The following is a 23,487-nucleotide window of genomic DNA, read 5'->3' on the forward strand; positions in this document are numbered from 1 at the left end:
GCAGGATGGATTTTACAGTAGAGGCTCGTTCTGTCTTCTTGCATCCTATGTAAGCGCGAACAAGACGATTTCCCGATGTCCGTCTATTGACTAATCTTATCTTGCACATCACTGTTAATTTATGCCTAAACAATTATAACAAATGCCCGTTGGGGTGTCTAATACAAATTCCCTTGAAAAGGTAATTATTCCGTTCATTTGACCCTTCTGCATGCAGGATAGGCCGCCAACCTCATCATTTCGATATGCAAAAAAAGCGGAGGAACCCAAGTTCCCCCGCATTTTAAGTTGTAGCTTATTTTCTCCCAAAAACCTCGATCCGATTCAATGCTTTTTGCAATGCCACCTCGGCGCGTTTAAAATCATATTCGTCCTTTTTGGACGACAGACGTTGTTCTGCGCGGGATTTGGCTGCTTTAGCACGCTCGATATCGATTTGTTCCGGCAGCTCAGCGCTTTCCGCCAGAATAACCACTTTGTCCTTGCGAACTTCCATAAAGCCGCCGTTTACCGCGATATGCTCTTGCTTGCCGTTCTGCTTCACGGTAACCGGTGCAATTTTCAATGGAGTAACCAAAGGAATGTGATTTGGCAGAATGCCAAGCTCGCCTTCTACGCCCTTCACGATAATCATGTTCACTTCTTGGGCGAACACTTTGCGCTCAGGAGTTACAATTTCAAGTAGGAAAGTACTCACTTGGATTCCTCCTAAGAACTTTTCTTATGAAAAGTCCACTTCGTAAGCGAACACCAAACTCGCTTCGTGTCCGTACTGCATGCGCCGGACGAATGCTCTCGAGAGGTCCGCCCGGCGATGTATATGAATGAATTACAATGTTTTCGCTTTTTCGATCGCTTGCTCGATTGTACCTACGTTATGGAAAGCCGGTTCAGGAAGGTTGTCGTGCTTGCCTTCGAGAATTTCCTTGAAGCTGCGAACCGTTTCTTTAACCGGTACATACAAGCCCGGAATCCCGTTAAATGCCTCGGCCACGTGAAGCGGCTGAGCAAAGAACAATTGAATCCGTCTTGCGCGGTGAACCGTGAGCTTATCTTCGTCGGACAATTCGTCCATACCGAGGATCGCGATGATATCGAGCAGTTCTTTATAGCGCTGCAAAATTTTCTTAACGCCTTGCGCTACGTTGTAGTGCTCTTCGCCAAGAATTTCCGGAGTCAAAATACGGGAAGACGATGCCAATGGATCCACCGCTGGGAAAATACCCATTGCCGCGATGTTACGCTCCAAGTTCGTCGTTGCATCCAAGTGAGCAAACGCTGTAGCCGGAGCCGGATCCGTATAGTCATCCGCAGGAACGTAGATCGCTTGGATCGACGTAACGGAACCTTTTTTCGTGGATGTGATACGTTCTTGCAATTGACCCATTTCCGTTGCCAATGTCGGCTGGTAACCTACCGCAGAAGGCATACGTCCAAGAAGGGCGGAAACCTCGGAACCCGCTTGAGTAAAACGGAAAATGTTGTCGATAAACAGAAGCACGTCACGGCCCTCTTCATCACGGAAATATTCCGCCATGGTCAAACCGGACAATGCTACGCGAAGACGGGCACCTGGAGGCTCGTTCATTTGTCCGAAAACCATCGCGGTTTTGGAAATAACGCCAGATTCCTTCATCTCGTGGTACAAGTCGTTACCTTCACGTGTTCTCTCGCCTACGCCGGCGAATACGGAGATACCGCCGTGCTCGGAAGCGATGTTGTGAATCAACTCTTGCATCGTTACCGTCTTACCTACGCCCGCACCGCCGAACAGACCGATTTTACCGCCCTTCGCGTATGGAGCCATCAAGTCGATAACTTTGATCCCTGTTTCCAAAATTTCCGCTTGCGTCGACAAATTGTCGAACGCTGGAGCGCTTTTGTGAATTGGGCTTGTCAAAGTGCGGTCCACTTCTTCAACTCCGTCGATCGGATCGCCCAATACGTTAAATACACGGCCCAATGTTGCTTGACCTACAGGAACGCTGATAGCCGCGCCTGTGTCCACTGCTTCCAAACCGCGAACCAAACCGTCAGTGGAAGACATTGCAACGCAGCGAACCAGATTGTCGCCCAAATGTACAGCAGCTTCAACCGTCAGCTTGATGTCCTGTTCGCCTGCTTTTTCAGCTTTTTTCTCAATTTTGATCGCATTTAAAATCTCAGGGAGGTGTCCACGCTCGAACTCAATGTCGACGACCGGCCCCGTAATGTTCACAACGCGCCCTTTGCTCACTGTTTTCCCTCCTAAAGCTCTATTCTTGGACTAAGCCGCTTCTTAGCTTACACGATAGCTGCGAGCAGGCTTGTCACAAGCTGTACTTTTTAAACCGATGTCCGTACGTTCCAATATTGCGTATTCTAAGACTGTGCGTTCGCGCCAGCGACGATCTCGGAAATCTCTTGAGTGATGGCAGCCTGACGAGCACGGTTGTAAGACAGTGTCAACGAGCCGATCATCTTCGTCGCATTTTTCGTAGCGTTGTTCATGGCCGTCATTCTCGCACCGAATTCGCTTGCTTTACCATCCAGAACCGCACTGTAAATCAGTGTCTCTGCATATTTCGGCAGAAGTACTTCCAGAACGCCTTCCGGAGAAGGCTCATATTCATAGTTCGATACTACCGTTCCGCCCATATCTTCCATCGGTAAAAGCTGTTTCATCGTAGGAATTTGGGAGATCGCGTTCACGAACTTGTTATACACCAGGTACAACTGATCGTAGGTTCCGTTCTCGAAGTTTTTAACCGCTGCAGCAGCAACCGTCTTAATGTCACTGAAGGTCGGCGAGTCCGAAAGACCCGTCACTTCTTCAACGATAGTGATATTGCGCTTGCGGAAGAAGTCTCTGCCTTTGCGCCCGATCACAAAGATCGAGTACTCGGAAGGGGACTTATGTCTTTCGTTGATCTCCGCCATTACTTTACGCAGCACGTTTGCGTTATAACCACCAGCGAGACCACGGTCCGAAGTGACAACAAGATACCCCGTCTTTTTCACTTCGCGGTTTTGCAGCATTGGATGCTTAACACCCTTGGTACCTGCTGCAATACTGCCGACCACTTCCTTCAGCTTATCCGCGTAAGGACGCGCAGCTTCGGCTGCCTCTTGCGCTCTTCTAAGCCTAGAGGCCGCAACCATCTCCATCGCTTTCGTGATTTGCTTGGTGCTTTGTTTGGACTTGATCTCGCGCTTAATTTCGCGCATCCCTTTTGCCATGCTTGCTCACCTCTCTCTCGAAGCTTTTCCTTGGACAGAAAAGCCTTCACTCGAAAAGCCTGTTAAAAGACTTCATATGAAACACCGAGCTTCTCAAGCGAGAAGCTCAGTCTTAAGTTTTATTCTGCGGAAGGTGCGAATCCTTTTTTGAAGCTTTGGATCGCATCTTTCAATGCGTTCTCATTATCCGACGTCAAATCATTCGTGTCGCGGATGCTTTGCAGAATTTCCGGACGGTTGGAATCTACGTAAGCCAAGAAACCTGCTTCAAAACGACGAATGTCTTGAACCGGCAAATCGTCAAGATGTCCTCTTACCACCGTGTAGATGGAGACTACTTGCTTCTCAACCGACAATGGTTGGTGAACGCCTTGCTTCAGAATTTCCAGCGTACGCAAGCCGCGGTCCAAACGGGTTTTGGTCGCTTTATCCAAATCGGAACCGAACGCGGCGAAAGCAGCCAATTCACGGTATTGAGCAAGGTCGGTTTTGAGCGTACCTGCGACCTTTTTCATCGCTTTGATTTGAGCGGAGCTACCTACCCGGGATACGGAGATACCGACGTTAACCGCCGGACGCTGACCGGAGTAGAACAGGTCGGACTCAAGGAAAATCTGACCGTCCGTAATCGAAATTACGTTTGTTGGGATATAAGCGGATACGTCGCCGGCTTGCGTTTCGATGAACGGAAGCGCGGTAAGCGATCCTGCGCCGAGCTCGTCGCTCAGCTTAGCTGCACGCTCGAGCAAACGGGAGTGCAAGTAGAACACGTCACCAGGATAAGCTTCCCGACCCGGAGGACGGCGAAGCAGCAAGGAAAGCTCGCGGTATGCTGCCGCTTGTTTCGTCAAGTCATCGTAAATGATAAGCGCGTGCTCGCCTTTGTACATGAAGTACTCGCCCATTGCGCAGCCTGCGAAAGGAGCAAGCCACAGCATTGGAGCAGGCTCGGAAGCACTTGCCGTTACGACGATCGTATAATCCATAGCGCCTGCTTTACGCAGCGTTTCCACAACGTTTACAACGGTGGATTGCTTTTGGCCGATCGCAACGTAAATACATTTTACGCCGTTGCCTTTTTGGTTGATGATCGTATCGATCGCAATGGCGGTTTTACCTGTTTGACGGTCACCGATGATCAACTCGCGCTGACCTCGACCGACAGGAATCATCGCGTCAATCGCTTTGATACCTGTTTGCATAGGCTCATGAACCGATTTACGGGCCATAACGCCTGGCGCCGGGGATTCAACCGGACGGAACGTCGTTGTGTTAATAGGACCTTTGCCGTCAACCGGCTGTCCAAGTGGATTCACTACGCGACCGATCAATTCGTCGCCTACAGGAACCTCCATGATACGGCCGGTACGTTTAACTTGGTCGCCTTCACGAATGTCTTTGTAAGGTCCCAAAATAACGATACCGACGTTGCTTTCCTCAAGGTTAAAGACATAGCCTAGAACCCCGCTCGGAAACTCAAGCAATTCGCCCGCCATAGCGTTTTCCAAACCGTGAGCGCGAGCAATACCGTCACCGACTTGAATGACTGTACCAACGTCAACGACTTGCATGTCGGATTTAAAGTTTTCAATCTGTTGTTTGATCAATGTGCTGATTTCTTCCGGTCTGATACTCAAGATTTCCTCACCCCTATCTACAGTGCTTGAGATTGATTCAATGATTTTTTCAACCGCTCAAGCTTGCCGGACAAGCTGCCGTCATACAGACGGTCGCCGATGCGAACTTGAATGCCTCCAAGCAAGCTTTTATCGAGAACCGATTCCACACGGATTTGTTTGCTTATCAATTTGCTGAAAGATGCCGTGATGCTGTTCAATTCGGCCTCCGTCAATTCCACAGGAGTATAGACGATGGCTTTCGCTTCACCCAGCGCGTCGCCGGCAATCTTGTTATAAGCATTCACAACTGCTTCAAGCGATTCTTCTCTTCCTTTTTCAATCAAAAGATTGATCGTGTTTATCACGACTTCCGAAAGAGTGGATTCGAAGATTTGCTTGATCAACCCGATTTTCACATCAGCCCCGATGCCCGGATGCTTGATCAGCTTGTTCAGATCCGCATTTTCTTTCAAAACGGAAAGAACGGAGTCAAGCTCCTGCTCTACTTGAGCAATCCGGTCTTGATCGCGGGCTACTTCAAACAAGGCTTTCGCGTATCTTTTGGCTGCAATTGTGTTCTGGCTCATTGATTGTTGCCCCCTACTTCTTTCAGGTAGTGCTCAATCAATTGCTCCTGAGATTTTTCGTCAATTTGCTTCTCGATAATTTTGGAAGCGATCATGACGGACATTGCGCTAACTTGACCTTTAAGAGCTGCAATGGCTTTGTTCTTTTCATTCTCAATATCTTTGAGCGCTTCGTCTTTCATACGAGTCGCTTCCGCTTTAGCCTGCTCCACAATTTCCTCGCCTTGCTTGGCGCTGGTTCTGCGAGCTTGTTCAATAATCTCCTGAGCTTCTTTGCGTACATCCTGCAATGCTTGCTTTTGCTCAGCCATCAGTTGTTCCGCTTCACGGCGGTTTTGTTCTGTTGTAGTGATTTGTTCAGACAGCATGCGTCTGCGTTGTTCCATGATACCGAACAAAGGCCCGAAAGCATATTTGTTCAAGAGTGCATATAAAATCACGAACGCTACGATCGCAAACACGAACGATTCCCAATGCCAACCCATTTAAGCAACTCCTTTCGGTGATTTCAGGCAAAACGAAGGCGTGGAAGGGCTTAGGCCTTCCGCGCCAAACCTAATCGTCATGGAATTAAGCGCCGAAGAAAATCAAGAAGCCGAGAACGACGCCGATAATTGGAACAACCTCTACGATACCGACCCCGATAAACATTGTTGTTTGCAATGTACCGCGAAGTTCTGGTTGACGGGAGATACCTTCAACTGTCTTGCTTACGATCATACCGTTACCGATACCTGCGCCAAGTGCGCCCAAACCGATTGCCAAAGCTGCTGCCAAAAATTCCATTGTTAAATCCTCCTCAAAAATTGTACTGGATTTTAGTATAGTTGTATTTCTCTTATTCTCTTTCCACGCTTAATTGAAACGCTGCCATGGTTGAGATAAGTTCATAAAGAGACTAGTGATGACCATCTTCCTCGTGTACGGTCGCTTGCGAGATGTACACCATCGTAAGAATCGTAAACAAAAACGCCTGAATGGCACCAACGAAAATACTGAAGCCTTGCCAAGCAATAAGAAGCGGAGTCCCGAAAACGCCTGCCATCAGGATCGTCGCAATCAACACTTCACCCGCAAAGATGTTAGCGTACAAACGAAGACCGAGCGTAAGAGGCTTGGAAATCTCCTTGATCAAGTTGAGCGGGAAGAAGAACCAGAACGGCTCGAAGTAGTGTTTCAGATAATGCTTTCTGTTCAGCTTCAACCCAAGGTAATGCGTCAGTATAAATACAATCGTTGCCAAACCGAAGGTTACGGATACGTCGGCGGTCGGCGATTTCCACCAAGCCACTTCAGCACCATGCTCGCCGTGTGCGTTGTGAATCATTTCCTCGGAGACGATCGTGTATCCCATGAATGTCACCGGCTGCTCATGCGTAGTAACAAAACCGAATGGCAGACCCAACAGGTTGGATACAAAGATGAACATAATCAAAGTCATGCCAAGCGCCACATAAGGCTTCACTCTGTTGAGCGGCATCGTGCTGGCGATCAGGTTTTGTACGAACTCGATGACCCATTCCATAAAGTTTTGCATTTTGGACGGATTGGTTACGGACAAGTTCTTCACAGCCATGCGAGCCATAATGAACACGATTACGCAGGATACGATAATCCCGAGAAAACTGGACAGGTCAATATTCAAACCACCCAGCTGTAACACCGGAAATTCATGCATTCGATATTTCCCCCCTTTCCATGCACTACGAATGATTTCTTTTACTAAATAGTAAACCCATCAGGAGTGTTGCCAATTGGACGAAAAATAATCCAATAATGGTGAAAATAAGGTCGAATTGCGGCACTTTCAATGCGATCATGACCCCAATCAGTGCCATGCACATTCTGGAAACCGTTCCCAAACCAACCCGTTTCTCCGTTTTTTCGATAATGTTGCGGGAGATCGCTTTGATCTTGATCGACAAAATCCAAGCGTTTACAAGGCTGATCGACATTCCGAGAATGAAGCCCGCAGCATAGGTGCGGTACATCGGAACAAAGGCCCAGAACAGCAGCAAGGCAGACAAAAACAACAATGTGGCGCGAACGATAGGCTTCATCTGGTCATTCATTTTATTCCCGTTTGTCCTCCAGAAACTTTTTAAGAACCAGTACGACCGTGAAGATACCGATTGCAAATCCAATCAGTACTCCCCAGATCACCCAAGCCTTTTCGCCATTGCCAAATTGTTTTCCGGCCAAGCCTCCTACAAAATACCCTATCGTAGTGCAAACGACGATGTCGATGCCCAAAGCGCTGACCAAAGCAGCTGCGCGCCAAGGTGAATTGTACGGATCTTTTTGATTCATAGGCTGTACCCTAACAATCCTCATTTATTTTATCTAAGGTTAGCTTCATTTGTCAATGAAAGATAGATTGGTTTTTTTAATCAAAAATCTCCAGAAACCCTTGATATATCAAGGATTTCCGGACTTGCAAACCAAACAGTGCAACTGTACGCTGTGACGTTTGTCATAGGATTGTCACGGTTGGAACGGCTCGGGTCTTGCAGAAGCATGTCCAAAATGGTAAAGGATGGCCTGAACGATACGTTCCGACGCTTTTCCGTCGCCGTACGGGTTCGCCGCCTGGCTCATTTTTTGGTACAATTTGTCGTCGGTCAGCAGTGCTCTCGCACGCTCGTAAACCTTCTCTTCATTAGTCCCTACAAGTTCCAGCGTTCCCGCATCGATCCCTTCCGGACGCTCGGTAGTTTCACGCAGAACGAGCACCGGTACACCGAACGAAGGCGCTTCCTCCTGAAGACCTCCGGAATCGGTCAAAATCATATGCGCATGCGGATAAATGTTATGGAATTCAAACACGTCCAATGGCTCGATCAGCTTGATGCGAGGGTGTCCGCCAAGCAGCTCGTACGCTGGTTCCTTCACAGCCGGGCTCGGATGAACCGGGTAAACGATGGCGATATCCTCGAATTCATCGGCAATACGCCGTACGGCGCGGAAAATTTGCCGGTGCGGCTCCCCTTGCGCTTCACGGCGGTGAGCCGTCATCAGCACAAGACGCTTGCCTTCGGCCCATTCGAGCACCGGATGGTTGAAATCCTTCTGTACCGTATACTGGAATACATCCGTAACTGAATTGCCTGTCACGAAGATCGACTCATCGGATTTGTTCTCCTTGCGGAGGTTGCCAGCCGATAAATTCGTCGGCGCAAAATGAAGATCAGCCAGCACTCCCGTCAGCTGCCGGTTCATTTCTTCCGGATATGGCGACATTTTGTTCCATGTCCTAAGCCCCGCTTCAACATGACCTACCTTTACCTGCTGCAGGAACGCAGCGTAACTGGCCAAAAATGTTGTCAGTGTGTCGCCGTGGACAAGAACCAGATCCGGCTTCTCCTCCCGGAACACCGGCTCCAGGCCTTGCAGCACCCGAATCGTCACTTCGTTCAGGGTCTGACGCTCTTTCATGACGTCCAAGTCGTAGTTCGGCTTGATTTTGAACGTGTCGAGCACCTGATCCAGCATTTGACGATGCTGCGCCGTTACGCAAACCAGCGATTCGAAACGCTCCGGATGCTTCTGCAGCTCGAGCACAAGCGGCGCCATCTTGATAGCCTCAGGCCTCGTGCCGAAAATGGTGATCACTTTAATTTTGCTCATATCCGGTTTCCCTCCGATTTGTTTCTTATTTCGTTCCGAACAAACGGTCCCCTGCGTCTCCCAATCCCGGGATGATGTACCCGTGATCGTCCAAATAATCGTCGATGGCCGCTACATAAATATCCACGTCCGGATGCGCCTGCTGTACCGCTTGTACACCTTCAGGCGCAGCAATAAGGCACATCAGCTTGATTTGCGTGCACTGACGGTTCTTTAACGCCGTAATCGCCGCATTAGCCGACCCGCCGGTTGCGAGCATCGGATCGATTACGATCAGCTCCCGCTCCGTTACATCGGTCGGCAGCTTGGCATAATATTCAATCGGCTCGAGCGTCTCCGGATCACGGTACAGCCCGATATGGCCCACCTTAGCCGCCGGAACCAGCTGCAGGATGCCTTCGACCATGCCGAGACCTGCACGCAAAATAGGGATCAACCCCAGCATCCGCCCCGATATGACTCGGCATTCAGCGGTAGCGACAGGCGTTTGCACCTGCACCTTCTGCAAAGGTATGTCCCTCGTTATTTCATAAGCCATCAGCGTGGCCACCTCATCGACAAGCTCGCGAAAATCTTTCGTCGTCGTGGCCTTGTCCCTTATGTAAGTGAGCTTATGCTGTATCAACGGATGATCGCACACAAATACTTTTCCCATATTCTGTCCCCTTTACGCCAAATCTTATCTATTATACCACAATTGTCAGATGCTATCCCAACAACTTCGCATTTTCGTAACAAGATTGGATTGGCGGCATAAACAGGCATTGAAAAGCCTCCCCCAGTATAAGCAGAAGTCTCGATTTCCTATACTTAGAGGAGGCCTATGATTCAACGACGCTTACTATTTTTGCAGCATATGGAACACTTGTTCTACATCCTTGTCGCCACGCCCGGACAGGTTCACGATCAGGATATCCTCGCTGGATAGCGTCGGAGCCAGCTTGAGCGCATAAGCAACCGCGTGCGCGCTTTCCAGAGCGGGAATGATCCCTTCCGTCTTGGACAGTACCTGGAAGGCTTCTAGCACTTCCTCGTTCGTCACCATGTAATATTCCGCGCGTCCGCTTTCTTTTAAATAGCTGTGCTCAGGTCCGATCCCCGGATAATCGAGACCTGCCGCGATAGAATACGTTTTTCTCGGCTCGCCGTTCTCATCGAGCAATACGAGGCACTTGAAGCCGTGAATGATGGCCGGTACGCCTTCCGAAAGCGTCGGAGCCTGATCCGGCTCTACGCCGATCAAGCGGACGGACGGCTCATCGATATAATGGGCGAAGGAGCCGATCGCGTTGCTGCCGCCCCCTGCGCATGCAAGGACAGCGGTAGGCAAGCGGCCTTCCTTCTCCATGATTTGCCGCTTCGATTCCTCACTGATAACCGATTGGAAATGCTTGACCATCGTCGGGAACGGATGCGGTCCTACTGCCGAGCCCAGCAAATAAAACGTGTTCTTGTAGTTTTGCACCAAATCGCCGAGCGCCTCGTCCACGGCGTCCTTCAGCCTGCCTTGGCCTTTATCGACGGCAACGACCTTCGCACCGAGCAGCTCCATCCGGAACACATTCAAAGCCTGGCGGCGCGTATCCTCCGCTCCCATATAGATGGTGCAGTCCATGTCGAACATCGCGCACACGGTCGCCGTCGCCACGCCATGCTGACCCGCTCCGGTCTCCGCAATGATCCGCTTTGCTCCCATCCGCTTGGCAAGCAGAATTTGCCCCAGCACGTTGTTGATTTTGTGCGAGCCGGTATGGTTCAAGTCTTCGCGTTTCAAATAAATTTTGGCTCCGCCCAGCTTCGCTGTCAGATGCCGGGCATAGGTCAAAGGATTTTCCCTGCCGACATACTCTCTCAAATAATATTGAAACTCCTCGATAAACTCGGGATCGTTCTTGTACTTCTCAAATTGCTGCGCCAAATAATCCATAGCTTCCTGAAGATCGGGAGGAATAAAGCTGCCTCCGAATTGGCCGAAATAACCTGGGGTTTGAACCGTTTCCATATCTTCTACCATCCTCCTCAAGCTTCTGCAACATATATGGTATTTATTGTACTAAATGGCATTCGGTTTGTACAAGCACGGTTTTTCCGGTTATTTCTTCCCTGCGGCAGCGGCAGCGGCTTCCGCCTCTTCAATCTTCTTGTTCGCCTTCTCTGCCGCTTCTCTAAGTGCGGTATTGATGTCTTTCGTGCCAAGGTTGACGTTCTTGAGGGTCGTATTCAACTCTCCGCTAGCCGTAGCGTTGTATTTATCGACTCCGCCGGAAGGGGCGTACTTATCCGGCTGCAATGCTTTGACGTTCTTCCCTTTGTACATCGGGTTGTCTTGTCCGAACGCCTGCCGGATCTCCTTTTTATTCAGAACGGTCAAGAACTTCCCTTCCTTGGACTTTTGCATCTGATATTCGTCCGTTGTCAAATAGCTGATCGCCTCAAACGCATCGTCCTTATAATCGCTCATGGACGTTACGAAGAAGTAGGTCGGATACGCTTGCGGTCCGACGCCAGGCATCTCTTTATAGAACGGGAACGAGGCGAGATCCCAGTTCATGTCCCCGAGCTCCTTCTCAGAATGGAGCGCGGTCGAAGCGAGGAACATCCCGATGTTTCGGTCCTTGAAGAACCGGTTCCGCTCGTTCGGCTCCGACATCTGGTTAGCCTGCAGGTTGTATCCCGGGATTTTATAAAACCGCGTCAAGTTATCGGAGAACGTCTTCCACTTCTCGTTCGTGTCAAAGGTAGCCTTCCTCGTCGTCGGATCGATCAAAGGCATGGAAAATTGGTTCATGACCGCCAAATGGCCGTAGGAAGAGGCAAAGCCGTAGTATTGGGTGCCGCTGTCCATGCGGGTGAGCTGTTTGCTCAATTCGTATAGATCATCCCAAGTCATGCCGTCCTTCGGATAGGCGACCCCGAATTTATCGAAAATATCTTTGTTGTAATAAATCGTAGACGGGGGAACGAGCACAGGAATCCCGTAGATCGCATTGCCTCCGGCCTGCTTCTTCGCAGCGTCCACCATCGTAGGCTCCAATCGGCTGAGATCATAATTAAACTTTTTGATCTGCGGGGTGATATCGTATTGAAGCTGGTTCTCGATGAGTTGGGCGGCTACCGTTCCGATCGACGTATAAAGGATATCAATTTTTTGGCCCGCGGTCAGCAGATCCTGGATTTTACCGCCAGCGATATATTTGAAGGTGATGTGAGGATATTTTTGCTTCATCGGATCACCGAATGTCTTCATGAAATCCTCTTCGCTCCAGTCTTGAGGAAACGGATGGTACACAACGAGCTCAATCGGGTCTCTTTTGGCTTGAGGCTGCGGGCTGTCCGTTCCCGTTGTAGCTCCTCCTCCGCCGCAAGCGGATAATAAGGCCATGCAGATAGCTGGTACGATCCAAAATGCTTGTTTACTCATCATTGACCACCCCTTATAAAAATTAAAACAAGCCAAAAAATAAAGCGCTTTCACAACTACATATTATATGCTATTTTTCCTTATTTAGGAATATACAAAATTCAATTACAGTTGTATGAAGTTCAGCAATGCAAAAAAGAGCCGGCGCCCTTAAGCGTCGACTCTCTTGTGTTATTCTTAGTAAGCCAATCCAGGATACAGCGGGAATTGAGCGGTCAAATCTTTCACCATGCCGCGCACTTTGTCATGAACAGCGGCGTCGGATGGGTTTTTCAAGGTCAAAGCGATAATTTTGGCGATCGTTCTCATCGCTTCCTCGTTCATGCCGCGGGAAGTTGCAGCCGGTGTACCGATCCGGATTCCGCTTGTTACCATAGGCTTCGCCGGGTCGAAAGGAATCGCGTTTTTGTTACAAGTCACGCCTACTTCGTCGAGCAAATGCTCGGCGTCTTTACCGCTGATGCTCAAGCTGCGCAGGTCGATCAGCATCAGATGGTTATCCGTACCGCCGGAAACAAGATCAATGCCTTCGGCAATCAGAGCTTCGGACAACGCTTTGGCATTGTTAATCACGTTTTGCGCATACGTTTTGAATTCAGGCTGCAAAGCTTCGCCGAACGATACCGCTTTGGCAGCGATAGTATGCATCAGAGGACCGCCTTGCGTTCCAGGAAATACGGCTTTATCGATAGCTGCAGCCCAAGCTTTGCGGCACAGGATCATACCGCCGCGAGGTCCGCGAAGCGTTTTGTGAGTCGTTGTTGTTACGAAATGAGCGTAAGGAACCGGATTCGGGTGCAAGCCTGCAGCAACCAGACCGGCGATGTGAGCCATGTCCACCATGAACAATGCGCCTACATCATTAGCGATTTGAGCCATAGCTTCGAAATCGATAATGCGCGGATATGCACTTGCACCGGCAACAATCAAACGAGGCTTATGCTTGAAAGCCACTTTGCGCACATCATCATAATCGATGCGGGAATCGGATTCGCTTACTCCGTAAGCAACGAAGTTGTACAAAAGACCGGATGCGTTAACAGGGCTTCCGTGAGTCAAGTGGCCGCCATGAGCCAGGTTCATACCCAATACGGTATCTCCAGGCTGAAGTGCCGCCAAGTAAACCGCCATGTTCGCTTGAGCGCCGGAATGAGGCTGAACGTTCGCATGCTCCGCACCGAACAGCTCTTTTGCGCGATCGCGTGCAATATCTTCAACGATATCGACGTACTCGCATCCGCCGTAATAACGGCGGCCTGGGTAACCTTCCGCATATTTGTTGGTAAGAACCGTACCCATAGCTTGCATAACCGCTTCACTTACAAAGTTCTCCGAAGCTATCAGCTCGATTTTATCGCGTTGACGGCCGATTTCGAGATTCATCGCCTCAACGATTTTAGGGTCTTGCTTGCGTAATTGTTCCATGTCTAATGTCCTCCTTAAAGTTCGGCTTATAGGGATGTATCATTCCAATTAAGACTAATCAATTTAGCTGCAGGTTTCCGTGCCGTTAGCCGGAACTTCTTGGGCAGTATAAACCGCCCGCGCTCCGCCGATGAGCTTTGGTCGGGTAAACGCCATTTGGACGGACGCCTGTCCGATCTGGCGAATGGTCGGTCTAACCGGAACGGCTACCCGCTTCAGATGCATGCCGATCAGCGTGCCCCCGATATCGATTCCCGCATGAGCTTCCACCGTTTCGACAACACACGCTTGCTCCAGCTTCTTAAAAGCATAGGACGCCATGGCTCCGCCCGCTTTGGGTACCGGAACGACCGATACTTGCTCCAGACGATATTCCTTCATTGCCTCCCGCTCCAGCACAAGCGCCCGGTTCAAATGCTCGCAGCATTGAAACACAGGGTAAAATCCGACCTCGGCCCGTACCGCCTGGATGGCGTCGAACAAATGCCCGGCGACCTCTTCCGTTCCGGAAGTGCCGATGTGCCGGCCGATCACTTCGCTCGTGCTGGTACCGAATACGATCAGCTGTCCCCGCTCGATGTTACCCGCACGGATAAGCTCGCGCAGCACCTGCTCCAGCGCAGGACGTATCGAAGCGATATCCCACGCGCCGTTATCTGCATGACTCAAGTCTCCAGAGCTTGCTGCTGCAGTAGAAACGTCCGAATTGTTCACTTGAATCGCCTCTTTCATCAAGCTTCCGTTACGGATGAATTGCGTACTTGTCTTCAAGCGCCTTGACTTTATTAATGCGGTTTTGGTGACGTTCTCCTTGGGAGAATTCGGTTTCGAGCCAAATTTTGACGATTTCCTGCGCTACCCCTGGCCCAATGACACGCTCGCCCATGGACAGCACATTCGTATCGTTATGCTCGCGGGTTGCTTTCGCCGAGAATAGGTCGTGAACCAACGCACAGCGAATGCCCGGTACTTTGTTGGCCGCAATCGTCATCCCGATCCCTGTTCCACAGATCAGAATCCCTTTGTCGGCTTGACCGGATACAACCTGGTCGCATACGGCAATCGCATAGTCGGGGTAATCGACCGAATCCGTACAGTTGCACCCGACGTCGGCTACCCGATGCCCTAACGATTCGATAAATCCGATCAATTCATCCTTCAGACGTACTCCTGCATGATCTGCTCCAATTGCAATGTTCAATGTCTTTCGCCTCCTGACTGTAGTTAGCTTCATTATAACCGAAAGATGGCAAAAAAACGAAAAAAGAGCAATCGAGTGCTGCGGACAGCACATCGACGCTCTTTGCCCAGGCGACCGGCCGTATGTCCCGATGCTCCACTGTGGTTAAGCCCACTCGTCGCCAGTTACATCGGGTCTTGTAATGTATCTTTATCATAGCGGAAATAAAGGCAGGTGTAAAGCCTAATTGGCTTGTGACTTTAGCTTTGCAACCAGCTTCAGCAATGCCGCTTCGATTTCCTCCGCACACTCTCGGTACAAGGACAAAGAACCTCCGAACGGATCGGCGATATCGTAATCGGGAAGCTTGCGCTCCAGCGTCAATATTCTCGCCCGTTCCTCGTCCGTCACTTGCTGGGACAGCGCCCGTTTTACCTGCAAATCGGCGATAAGACTCTCCATTTCCGCAATCAGGTCGGCGGCGTTCGGATCGTCGTCCACATATTCTTTCAGCGTATAGATTTTATCGATAAACTCCGGGTAACGTCCGATGGCGTGCTGTTTGTGGCCCGACGTCATGGTCAGGACGATATCGGCCCATTCAATCAACGATCTTGACAAAGTGCTGGAGCTCATGCTGCAATCCGAACCGGTCTCCTTCAATATCGCAGCGGCATGACGCGATACGGGAGCTCCATCCATCGCCGACACTCCGGCTGACCGCACCTCGATATGCGGTAATTGATGTTCCGCCAGCAGCCGCCGCATTAATCCTTCGGCCATTGGACTGCGGCAGGTATTGCCAGTACAAACGAATAAGATTCGATTCATAGGGATCCCTGCCTTTTCTTGTATAAGGATAGGCTGCATTGAGCCTTACCTCTCTATTGTACCTCAAAATCGCAAAAATAGGGACTATCCGGTTAACCAGCCCGAGCCAAAGAAATCGGTAGCTTGACTGGCGGCGAGGTTGGCTGCTAGAACAAGAAATGAACTCCGAACGCCAACAAAATAACACCGCCCATCGCTTCTCCGTATTCTCCCACCCATTTGCCCATCTTGCTGCCCAGCATCAGACCGATTATGGACATGAGCCCTCCGACGGAGCCGAACATCAGCACGGTCAATACGACATCACCGGCAAACATCCCGAGCGACACTCCCACGGAAAAAGAGTCTATGCTTACGCTAAGAGCGAATAAAACGATGCCCCATAACGTCCGGTGGTCGATGGATCTCACTTCATCCCCTTTTAGGGAGCTGTACACCATATGGATACCGAGCAGCAAAAGCAGGGCTCCGCCGGCTTTGGTAGCGACCCCGCCCAACAAGGAGCTCACGTAGCCGCCCATAAACATCCCCATTAACGGCATCAACATATGGAAAAGAGCAATGACGAAGCTGAGCTTCAATATGTCCAGCTTCCGGATTCCCTTCATGCCGATCCCGATGCCCAGCGACAGCGCGTCCAATCCCAGGGCAATAGCCATGATCAATATCGCGATAAATTGCCCCACCATTAGCGGAGATGTCCAATCCATCCACCCTCTACCCCCTGTCCGTTCCTAATCAACATATGCGGACGAGTTGGGAAACATGACTTGTCTGGGAATTTGATGGGACAAAGGGGGAGTGACGGACGGTAAAATGACTATAAAGCTGACCAGCTTACGATGCGAGTTTGCTAAAGCAAACCTTTAGCTATTTCCCCCCGTTTCTCACTGACATTTTCGGCAGTTCGCTGCGGGATTATACCTGTACCAGTGCCTAGACTTGGGTTATCGCCAAGCGAAAAAAAGCCGGTCTCCATTAAGGGAGCACCGGCTAGACTTCAATTTGCTAATGCGCGCGAATCTCAGGATGACTTTCGAGCTGCGCGGAGGTTGGTCAAACGCCATAGAATTCCGCGTAGATAAGGAATGCTCTAGGCTTCTATGACACGATCCGCGCTGCGTGGAGATCGGTCAAGCCCCATAGCATTCCACGTAGATAAGGAGTGCTCTAGGCTTCTATGACACGGTCGCCGGCCGCCTTGCGCAGCCGGTTCATGATAGCGGCCCCGATGCCCTCCTCGGGGCAAGTCTCGGCCAGGATGAAGCTGATCCCCGCTTCATCAAATTCGCGCAGCGCAGCGTACAGCCCCTGCGCCACCGATTCCAGGTCGCCCAGGCTGCCGCAGGCGACGACGCGATCCGCGCGCAGAGCGTCGGCGTGCTCACGGAACGTGAGGGCACCGGTACGCTCCCCGCGCGCACGGGCTGCATCGAGCTCGCGTTGGATGCGAGCGAGCACCCGTTCAGGCGCATCGCCCTGAACAAGCGTCATGACGCCGCGCGGCGCGTAATGCGTGTACTTCATCCCCGGCGAGCGCGGGGCCGCCGCGGGTTCAGCGTGCGCGGACGATTCGCGCACCTCCACACCCGGCAGCGCTTCGCGAAGCTGCGCTGCGGTAATGCCGCCCGGCCGCAGGATGTGGAGCACGCCGCGGCCCCCAGCTTCCTCCGGGCCGGCAGCGGCGTACTCCACCACCGTCGATTCCAAGCCGACGCCGGTCGACCCCCCGTCAACGATGGCGTCGATGCGGCCCGTGAGATCCTCCAACACATGCTCGGCGTGTGTTGGGCTCGGCCGGCCCGAGCGGTTCGCGCTCGGCGCAGCTACGGGACAGCCTGCAGCGGCTATAAGCTGCAGCGCAACGGGATGGTCGGGCATGCGCAGCCCGACCGTAGACAGCCCCGCGGTGACAAGCGGGGACAGGACGCCGGGACGAGCCGGCAGCACGACCGTCAGCGGTCCCGGCCAGAAGGCGTCCAGCAGACGCGAAACGGCCTCATCCGGCGGAAGCGTCAGTTCCTCCAGTTGAGACCGGTTGGCGATATGTACGATCAAGGGATTATCCGACGGCCTCCCCTTGGCCGTAAATATTTGTTGCACCGCTTCCGTCTGTCTGGCATCCGCTCCCAATCCGTACACCGTTTCTGTCGGAAAGGCGACCACGCCGCCCTGCTGCAGCACAACCGCCGCCTCCGCGATGATGGCCGGATCCGGATTCCCGGCTGTTACCTTCCAGTATGTCGTCATCGTCATTCCATCCTTATCGCGATAAGTTTCCCTCTGTATCTTTTGAATACCGGGCTCTCGCTTTACCTAGCGAGCCAGCATGCTATTAATCTTTGTGGCCGATGTGGCTTCGGCTACTTTCCCCTGCTCAATTAAGCAAACATGGAGCCGATTTTTTTCAGTAAGTCCCACAAAAAGAAGCGAATTTCCGGCTGTGGAGTCTCGTCATCAACAACCACTACAGCCGATTTGCTGTCAGTAGAACCCTTCGAGCCTTGAACCGTTTTGGAGTCGCTGCCTTTACTAGCATCGCTTGCCTGCTTGCTTTCGGTTTTAGTGTCTTTTCCGCTGTCGGCTGCTGCCTTACTGTCGGCTTGCTTCGCTTCCGGAGCGCTTTTGGCTTGAACCTCGTTCGGGCTTTTCGCAATCGCTTCACTATCTACAAAGCATAGCGGCGGGAACAGCACACACCACCAGTTTTGGCCTTCCGCTTCACCGATCGAAACGCGAAGCGCTTCGTAGTTGCCTGCAGGATAAACCAAATTGCCGTACATTTTGGTCGGAAACGGAACCATCCCAAGCTCTACATGATAGGAATAATCAAAGCCGTTTTTGCGCAGCGTTTGCCCTACCAGCTCGTTCAATTCCGGCAAATGGGCCCTGACGGTTTCTCTCGCCGCTTCAATAGTTTGCGGACCGGTAACCCATTCGTTCATTTGAGCGACGATAGCATCGCGAACCTCGCGCTTGATCCATTGATCGGACGGCGAGTCCGAATTAGCCAATATACGAAGACGGATCGATTCGTCAGGAATCTTGCCTTCCGAGCTGCCGGTTGCCGATACTGCAGCAGACGCATAAACGACCGTATTTTCACGCTGTGCTTCCCAACAAGAGATTAATAGAATAATTGCAAATGCTATATACAAATAATGAACTCGGGATGTCCGCTTAACCATGGTCCGTTGCCCCTCTCCATTCGCTTCATAGTGACTAGTATGGACGGAATGGAGAAGGTTTAAACCTATCAATCTATTTTTTAACTCTATTATTTCTTAGATAACTTAGAGAGAGAGTACAGATTCCGAGACGGTCTAGATCCTCTCACAAGCTTCAAGCGAAGGATTCTGGACTAGATCATATCCCGTTTCGGCTTCCCTCCCCCTGCTCTTCTTTTTTGGGGTCTACCCTACCCTCTTGCCCACGGTTTATTTACTCATTCGGGCAAGCAAAAAGCTTCACGGATGGTTTACGGAGATGACATGGCGGTTAATCCCGGCCAAATCCGGCACAATCCGGATTTCATCCCAGGCCGCTGCATCCGCCAGCATTTGCGAGACAGCTTCGGCCTGGCCGATGCCGACCTCGAGCCCCACAAGCGACGGCAGCGCCGGAAGCTGTGCCAGCTGCGCAATCAGCCGACGGTACAGCACGAGCCCGTCCGCCCCGCCATACAGCGCGGAAGGCGGCTCGTACAGCCGTATCTCCGGCTGCAGTCCCTCCTCATCCGCCTGCGGGATGTACGGCGGATTCGATACGACCGCATCGAGCTTCAACCCCCGCTCGATGTAAGGCGCTAGCAAGTCTCCTTCCACGAAGGAGACCCGCTCGCCAACCCCGTTCAGCTCCGCATTCGCTCTTGCCACCGCCAGCGCAGCCGGCGATATGTCCGAGCTCATGATGCTCCACTGCGGGCACTGTACGGCGAGGCTCACGGCAATCGCCCCGCTCCCGGCACCGATGTCGGCGACAAGCGGGCTTGTCTTGCGGTCGCCTCCATCCTGCCACAGCTGCTTGCCGAGCAGCACGATCTGCTCGACCAGCAGCTCCGTCTCCGGCCGTGGAATCAGCACGGCCGGGTTCACCTTGAAGGGGAGCCCATAAAATTCCTGCTCCCCTATAATATACTGCACCGGCTCGCCGGCCGCCTTGCGCTGCAGCAGCGCTTCCCATTCCCCTTGGCGTTCCACGGGGAACATTTCCTGCCAGCGCAGCAGCAGCTCGCTGCGGCTCCAGCCGAACAAATGCTGCAGCAGCAGCTCCGCACAGTGGGCCGCTTCAAGGACGTCATACCCCTGTAAAAAAGAAGAAGCCTTCACATAGGCTTCACGAATCGTCAACTTCCGTTCGACGGTCATCTCTTTACACTTGTTCCCCTTTATCCATGAGCTCCGATTGCGCAGCAATCGTAAGCGTGGAAATAATCTCTTCCATATCGCCGTTCAATACAGCATCCAAACGATGCAGCGTCAATCCGATACGGTGATCGGTAACGCGGCTTTGCGGGAAGTTATACGTCCGAATCCGCTCACTGCGGTCACCGGTACCGACTTTGCTTTTCCGCTCGCCTGCATATTTGGACATTTCCTCTTGCTGCAGCTTGTCGAAAATACGGGCGCGCAGCACCTGGAGCGCTTTTTCCTTGTTCGAGTTTTGCGATTTGCCGTCCTGACACGTCGCTACGATCCCCGTTGGGACGTGAGTCACGCGTACAGCCGACTTCGTCGTATTAACGGATTGTCCGCCGGCTCCGCTGGAACAGAACGTATCGACGCGAATATCGTTGTCGTTGATCTCGATATCGATGTCCTCCATCTCCGGCAATACGGCTACCGTTGAAGTGGACGTATGAATACGCCCGCCGGATTCCGTTGTCGGAATCCGCTGTACGCGATGCGCGCCGCTCTCGAACTTCAGCTTGCTGTACGCACCCTTCCCGTTCACCATGAAGATAATCTCCTTGAATCCGCCGAGATCGTTCATGCTGACATCCATAATTTCCGTCCGCCATCCTTGGGCGTCGGCAAACTTCGTATACATCCGGTACAGATCGGACGCGAACAAGGCCGCTTCATCTCCGCCGGCTGCGCCGCGGATTTCCACGATCACGTTCTTATCGTCATTAGGATCCTTAGGCAGCATCAAAATTTTGATGCGCTCCTCTAGCTCCTCCTTGCGTTGGGAGAGCTCTTCAAGCTCCATCTTCACAAGCTCGCGCATTTCGTCGTCGAGCTTCTCGTTCTGCATGATCCGTGCAGCCTCGTACTGCTCTACTACGGCTTTGTATTCCGTATAAGCCTCGTACGATTCCTGCAGATCGGATTGCTCCTTGGAATATTCCCGCAGCTTTTTCGTATCGCTGGTTACATCCGGATCGCACAGCAGCTCACTCAATTTGTCATAGCGGTCCGCCAACGATTGCAGTCTGTCTAACATCTTCATTCACCCCTTATGTCGCCAATGCTAGTAATATTATTTTAAACATTAAAACGGAAATGCATAACATCGCCGTCCTGCACTACGTACTCTTTCCCCTCCAACCGCAGCTGTCCTTTTTCCTTCGCAGCGTTCATCGATCCCGCATTCACCAGGTCGTCATAGCTCACAACCTCGGCACGAATGAAGCCGCGCTCAAAATCGGTATGAATGACGCCGGCCGCTTGCGGAGCTTTCATTCCTTTACGGATCGTCCATGCGCGCACTTCCTGCACGCCGGCCGTAAAGTACGTGTACAACCCGAGCAGCTTATACGCCGCTTTGATCAGGCGGTTCAAGCCCGATTCCTGCAAGCCCAGCTCCTCCAGGAACATTTCCTTATCTTCGCCTTCAAGCTCGGCGATCTCGGATTCCACCTTCGCGCTGATCGGCACTACCTCTGCGCCTTCCAGTGCTGCATATTCGCGAACCTTTTGCACGAACGGATTGTCGTCGGCGTTAGCCACTTCCGATTCGCTCACATTAGCCGCGTACAGCATCGGTTTCATAGTCAACAGGTGCAGATCGCGGATAAGCAGCTTTTCATCATCCGTCAGCTCTACGCTGCGGGCCGGCTTATCGTTGTACAGCGCCTCTTTGATCCGCTCAAGGCATTCCACTTCAGCAGCGTACTTCTTGTCGCCGCCTTTCATATTTTTGCGGGATCGTTCAATCCGCTTCTCGACCGATTCCACGTCTGCCAATATCAGCTCCAGGTTGATCGTCTCGATATCGCTAATCGGATTGACCGTACCGGATACGTGCGTAATGTTCTCATCCTGGAAGCAGCGCACCACATGAACGATGGCATCCACTTCGCGGATGTGGGCGAGAAACTTATTGCCCAAGCCTTCGCCGCGGCTCGCGCCTTTAACCAAACCGGCAATATCTACAAATTCGAAAGCGGTAGGCACTACGTTCTTCGGCACGACCATCTCGGTCAGCTTGACCAGACGCTCATCCGGAACCTCGACTACACCCACATTCGGATCAATCGTACAGAAAGGGTAATTCGCCGACTCGGCACCCGCTTGCGTAATTGCATTAAACAAAGTGGATTTGCCAACGTTCGGCAGGCCCACGATCCCTGCTTTCAAAGCCATATATAGGACAACTCCTTAGCTATCGTTTCTAATATTCCTAAATAGTTATTATATCGCAAAAAGAGGTCCCCTGTCACGCAAGAGACCGTTTTTCCAGCAATATTCAGCATTTTATTTCTGCGTACCTGTCTATAGCTGCCCGGAAACTCGCCGCAGCTCATTGGCCAACCGATGAAATTCCGCTTGCGCCTGCGCATCATCGGTTGCAAAATAGGCCGCCGACAAAAAGCCGATCACTTTGTTCGCATCGTCCGGGCTAATTAAAATGTCCGGCTCCAGACTCGCTTCATATTCCGCCGCAACATCGATAATAAGATCGTCGAACGTTTTGCCGACCAGCGCGAGCGCCCCTACCGGGTCCGTTCTTCGCTGAGGATCGAGCCTATAATGACCGATGAGATCGGTCGCCGGGTTCAGTCCGTATAAATAACATGCGTAGGCGAGCGTCCAGCAATATCTTCGGTAAGCCTCCTCCATGTCGATGGATCCGCCGTAGCATAGCTCAATCGATCCGGCCGCATCGTTGGCATTCGTTCCGTAGCGTATATTATCGCCTACGACATCGTAGCGGACATGCCATGCCTTTTCCGGAGGGGCTGTCAAAAACGGAATACACTCGATAATAGACCTGTCATCCACAAAAAGATGCGCCGACGCTTCCATATCATTATGAGTCCGTTCGTAAAAGGTCACATTATTGGCAGCCGTAGAGCCGGGGTTCCCGGTATCATGCGCAACCAAAAAACGGCAAGGCTCCAGCGGAATCATCGGCCTGCGTCGGCTCGGTCCCGTCAAATAGGCGGTTGTTATGTCGTATTTCATTCGAAATGCCATCATGCTACCCCCTCTATGTCCTTTTTCTTATCCTTATGCATCCCGCTTCCTATTTCTCACGGCCCCCGCCCGTTTTCCGGCAAAAAGCGGCACGAGCCCGCACCCGAATTGGACACGCTGAAATGCTGCGAACAAGTGACATGTTGGGAGTAGGCAA

General features: G+C 51.7%; 25 protein-coding genes and 1 riboswitch. All 25 genes read right to left on the reverse strand.

What is annotated here, in order from left to right; all coding sequences use genetic code 11:
- Positions 1-295: 295 nt before the first annotated feature.
- The 25 genes from DVH26_RS36725 to DVH26_RS36845 all read right to left on the reverse strand — a co-directional run bounded on the left by DVH26_RS36725 (position 296) and on the right by DVH26_RS36845 (position 23,333).
- Positions 296-697 (reverse strand): F0F1 ATP synthase subunit epsilon, encoded by a 402-nt coding sequence (locus DVH26_RS36725; protein WP_239630517.1) that lies wholly within the window; start codon positions 695-697, stop codon positions 296-298.
- Between the two features lie 132 nt (positions 698-829).
- Positions 830-2,236, reverse strand: a complete 1,407-nt coding sequence (gene atpD, locus DVH26_RS36730; RefSeq protein WP_239630518.1) for a F0F1 ATP synthase subunit beta — start codon at positions 2,234-2,236, stop codon at positions 830-832.
- Positions 2,237-2,361: 125 nt separating this feature from the next.
- Entirely contained in the window at positions 2,362-3,219 is an 858-nt protein-coding gene (gene atpG, locus DVH26_RS36735) for an ATP synthase F1 subunit gamma (RefSeq protein ID WP_239630519.1), read from the reverse strand.
- A gap of 119 nt (positions 3,220-3,338) precedes the next feature.
- Positions 3,339-4,856 (reverse strand): F0F1 ATP synthase subunit alpha, encoded by a 1,518-nt coding sequence (gene atpA, locus DVH26_RS36740; protein ID WP_239630520.1) that lies wholly within the window; start codon positions 4,854-4,856, stop codon positions 3,339-3,341.
- Between the two features lie 17 nt (positions 4,857-4,873).
- Entirely contained in the window at positions 4,874-5,425 is a 552-nt protein-coding gene (locus DVH26_RS36745) for a F0F1 ATP synthase subunit delta (protein ID WP_239630521.1), read from the reverse strand.
- A complete protein-coding gene (atpF, locus tag DVH26_RS36750; RefSeq protein ID WP_239630522.1) occupies positions 5,422-5,910 on the reverse strand; it encodes a F0F1 ATP synthase subunit B in 489 nt (162 codons plus the stop codon). Before atpF ends, DVH26_RS36745 begins: the two co-directional genes overlap by 4 nt.
- 85 nt (positions 5,911-5,995) lie before the next feature.
- Entirely contained in the window at positions 5,996-6,211 is a 216-nt protein-coding gene (atpE, locus tag DVH26_RS36755) for a F0F1 ATP synthase subunit C (protein WP_054796275.1), read from the reverse strand.
- Positions 6,212-6,323: 112 nt separating this feature from the next.
- On the reverse strand, positions 6,324-7,103 hold the full coding sequence (atpB, locus tag DVH26_RS36760; protein WP_239630523.1) for a F0F1 ATP synthase subunit A: 780 nt from the start codon (positions 7,101-7,103) through the stop codon (positions 6,324-6,326).
- Between the two features lie 25 nt (positions 7,104-7,128).
- The gene (locus DVH26_RS36765) at positions 7,129-7,497 is read right to left on the reverse strand and encodes an ATP synthase subunit I (RefSeq protein WP_239630524.1); all 369 of its coding nucleotides are present in this window, start codon (positions 7,495-7,497) and stop codon (positions 7,129-7,131) included.
- Position 7,498: 1 nt separating this feature from the next.
- Positions 7,499-7,735, reverse strand: a complete 237-nt coding sequence (locus DVH26_RS36770) for an AtpZ/AtpI family protein (RefSeq protein ID WP_239630525.1) — start codon at positions 7,733-7,735, stop codon at positions 7,499-7,501.
- A gap of 174 nt (positions 7,736-7,909) precedes the next feature.
- On the reverse strand, positions 7,910-9,052 hold the full coding sequence (gene wecB, locus DVH26_RS36775) for a non-hydrolyzing UDP-N-acetylglucosamine 2-epimerase (RefSeq protein WP_239630526.1): 1,143 nt from the start codon (positions 9,050-9,052) through the stop codon (positions 7,910-7,912).
- 25 nt (positions 9,053-9,077) lie between these two features.
- Entirely contained in the window at positions 9,078-9,707 is a 630-nt protein-coding gene (gene upp / locus DVH26_RS36780) for a uracil phosphoribosyltransferase (RefSeq protein WP_239630527.1), read from the reverse strand.
- Between the two features lie 186 nt (positions 9,708-9,893).
- Positions 9,894-11,054: a tryptophan synthase subunit beta gene (trpB, locus tag DVH26_RS36785; RefSeq protein WP_239630528.1), complete on the reverse strand. Its 1,161-nt coding sequence runs from the start codon at positions 11,052-11,054 to the stop codon at positions 9,894-9,896.
- Positions 11,055-11,144: 90 nt separating this feature from the next.
- Positions 11,145-12,476: an ABC transporter substrate-binding protein gene (locus DVH26_RS36790; protein ID WP_239630529.1), complete on the reverse strand. Its 1,332-nt coding sequence runs from the start codon at positions 12,474-12,476 to the stop codon at positions 11,145-11,147.
- A gap of 174 nt (positions 12,477-12,650) precedes the next feature.
- A complete protein-coding gene (glyA, locus tag DVH26_RS36795) occupies positions 12,651-13,898 on the reverse strand; it encodes a serine hydroxymethyltransferase (RefSeq protein WP_239630530.1) in 1,248 nt (415 codons plus the stop codon).
- A gap of 63 nt (positions 13,899-13,961) precedes the next feature.
- Complete coding sequence (locus DVH26_RS36800; RefSeq protein WP_239630531.1) at positions 13,962-14,669, reverse strand: TIGR01440 family protein; 708 nt, start codon at positions 14,667-14,669, stop codon at positions 13,962-13,964.
- Positions 14,641-15,099, reverse strand: a complete 459-nt coding sequence (rpiB, locus tag DVH26_RS36805) for a ribose 5-phosphate isomerase B (RefSeq protein ID WP_239630532.1) — start codon at positions 15,097-15,099, stop codon at positions 14,641-14,643. Before rpiB ends, DVH26_RS36800 begins: the two co-directional genes overlap by 29 nt.
- Positions 15,100-15,196: 97 nt before the next feature.
- A riboswitch (ZMP/ZTP riboswitch) is annotated at positions 15,197-15,277 on the reverse strand.
- Positions 15,278-15,321: 44 nt separating this feature from the next.
- The gene (locus tag DVH26_RS36810) at positions 15,322-15,909 is read right to left on the reverse strand and encodes a low molecular weight protein arginine phosphatase (protein WP_239630533.1); all 588 of its coding nucleotides are present in this window, start codon (positions 15,907-15,909) and stop codon (positions 15,322-15,324) included.
- Between the two features lie 146 nt (positions 15,910-16,055).
- A complete protein-coding gene (locus DVH26_RS36815; protein WP_239630534.1) occupies positions 16,056-16,619 on the reverse strand; it encodes a manganese efflux pump MntP in 564 nt (187 codons plus the stop codon).
- Positions 16,620-17,079: 460 nt separating this feature from the next.
- Positions 17,080-18,165: an L-threonylcarbamoyladenylate synthase gene (locus tag DVH26_RS36820; RefSeq protein WP_481857566.1), complete on the reverse strand. Its 1,086-nt coding sequence runs from the start codon at positions 18,163-18,165 to the stop codon at positions 17,080-17,082.
- A 125-nt stretch (positions 18,166-18,290) separates the two neighbouring features.
- Complete coding sequence (gene spoIIR / locus DVH26_RS36825; RefSeq protein ID WP_239630536.1) at positions 18,291-19,097, reverse strand: stage II sporulation protein R; 807 nt, start codon at positions 19,095-19,097, stop codon at positions 18,291-18,293.
- Positions 19,098-19,376: 279 nt separating this feature from the next.
- Positions 19,377-20,276 (reverse strand): peptide chain release factor N(5)-glutamine methyltransferase, encoded by a 900-nt coding sequence (prmC, locus tag DVH26_RS36830; protein ID WP_239630537.1) that lies wholly within the window; start codon positions 20,274-20,276, stop codon positions 19,377-19,379.
- A 4-nt stretch (positions 20,277-20,280) separates the two neighbouring features.
- Positions 20,281-21,354: a peptide chain release factor 1 gene (gene prfA, locus DVH26_RS36835; protein ID WP_239630538.1), complete on the reverse strand. Its 1,074-nt coding sequence runs from the start codon at positions 21,352-21,354 to the stop codon at positions 20,281-20,283.
- Between the two features lie 41 nt (positions 21,355-21,395).
- Positions 21,396-22,496, reverse strand: coding sequence for a redox-regulated ATPase YchF (gene ychF, locus DVH26_RS36840; RefSeq protein WP_239630539.1), 1,101 nt, complete (start codon positions 22,494-22,496; stop codon positions 21,396-21,398).
- Positions 22,497-22,625: 129 nt separating this feature from the next.
- Positions 22,626-23,333 carry a peptidoglycan recognition protein family protein gene (locus tag DVH26_RS36845; protein ID WP_239630540.1) on the reverse strand — a complete coding sequence of 236 codons (708 nt, stop codon included), beginning with the start codon at positions 23,331-23,333 and terminating at the stop codon, positions 22,626-22,628.
- Between the last annotated feature and the right edge of the window lie 154 nt (positions 23,334-23,487).

The sequence above is a fragment of the Paenibacillus sp. H1-7 genome, from assembly GCF_022354825.1.
In the GTDB taxonomy this organism is placed as follows: Bacteria; Bacillota; Bacilli; order Paenibacillales; family NBRC-103111; genus Paenibacillus_S.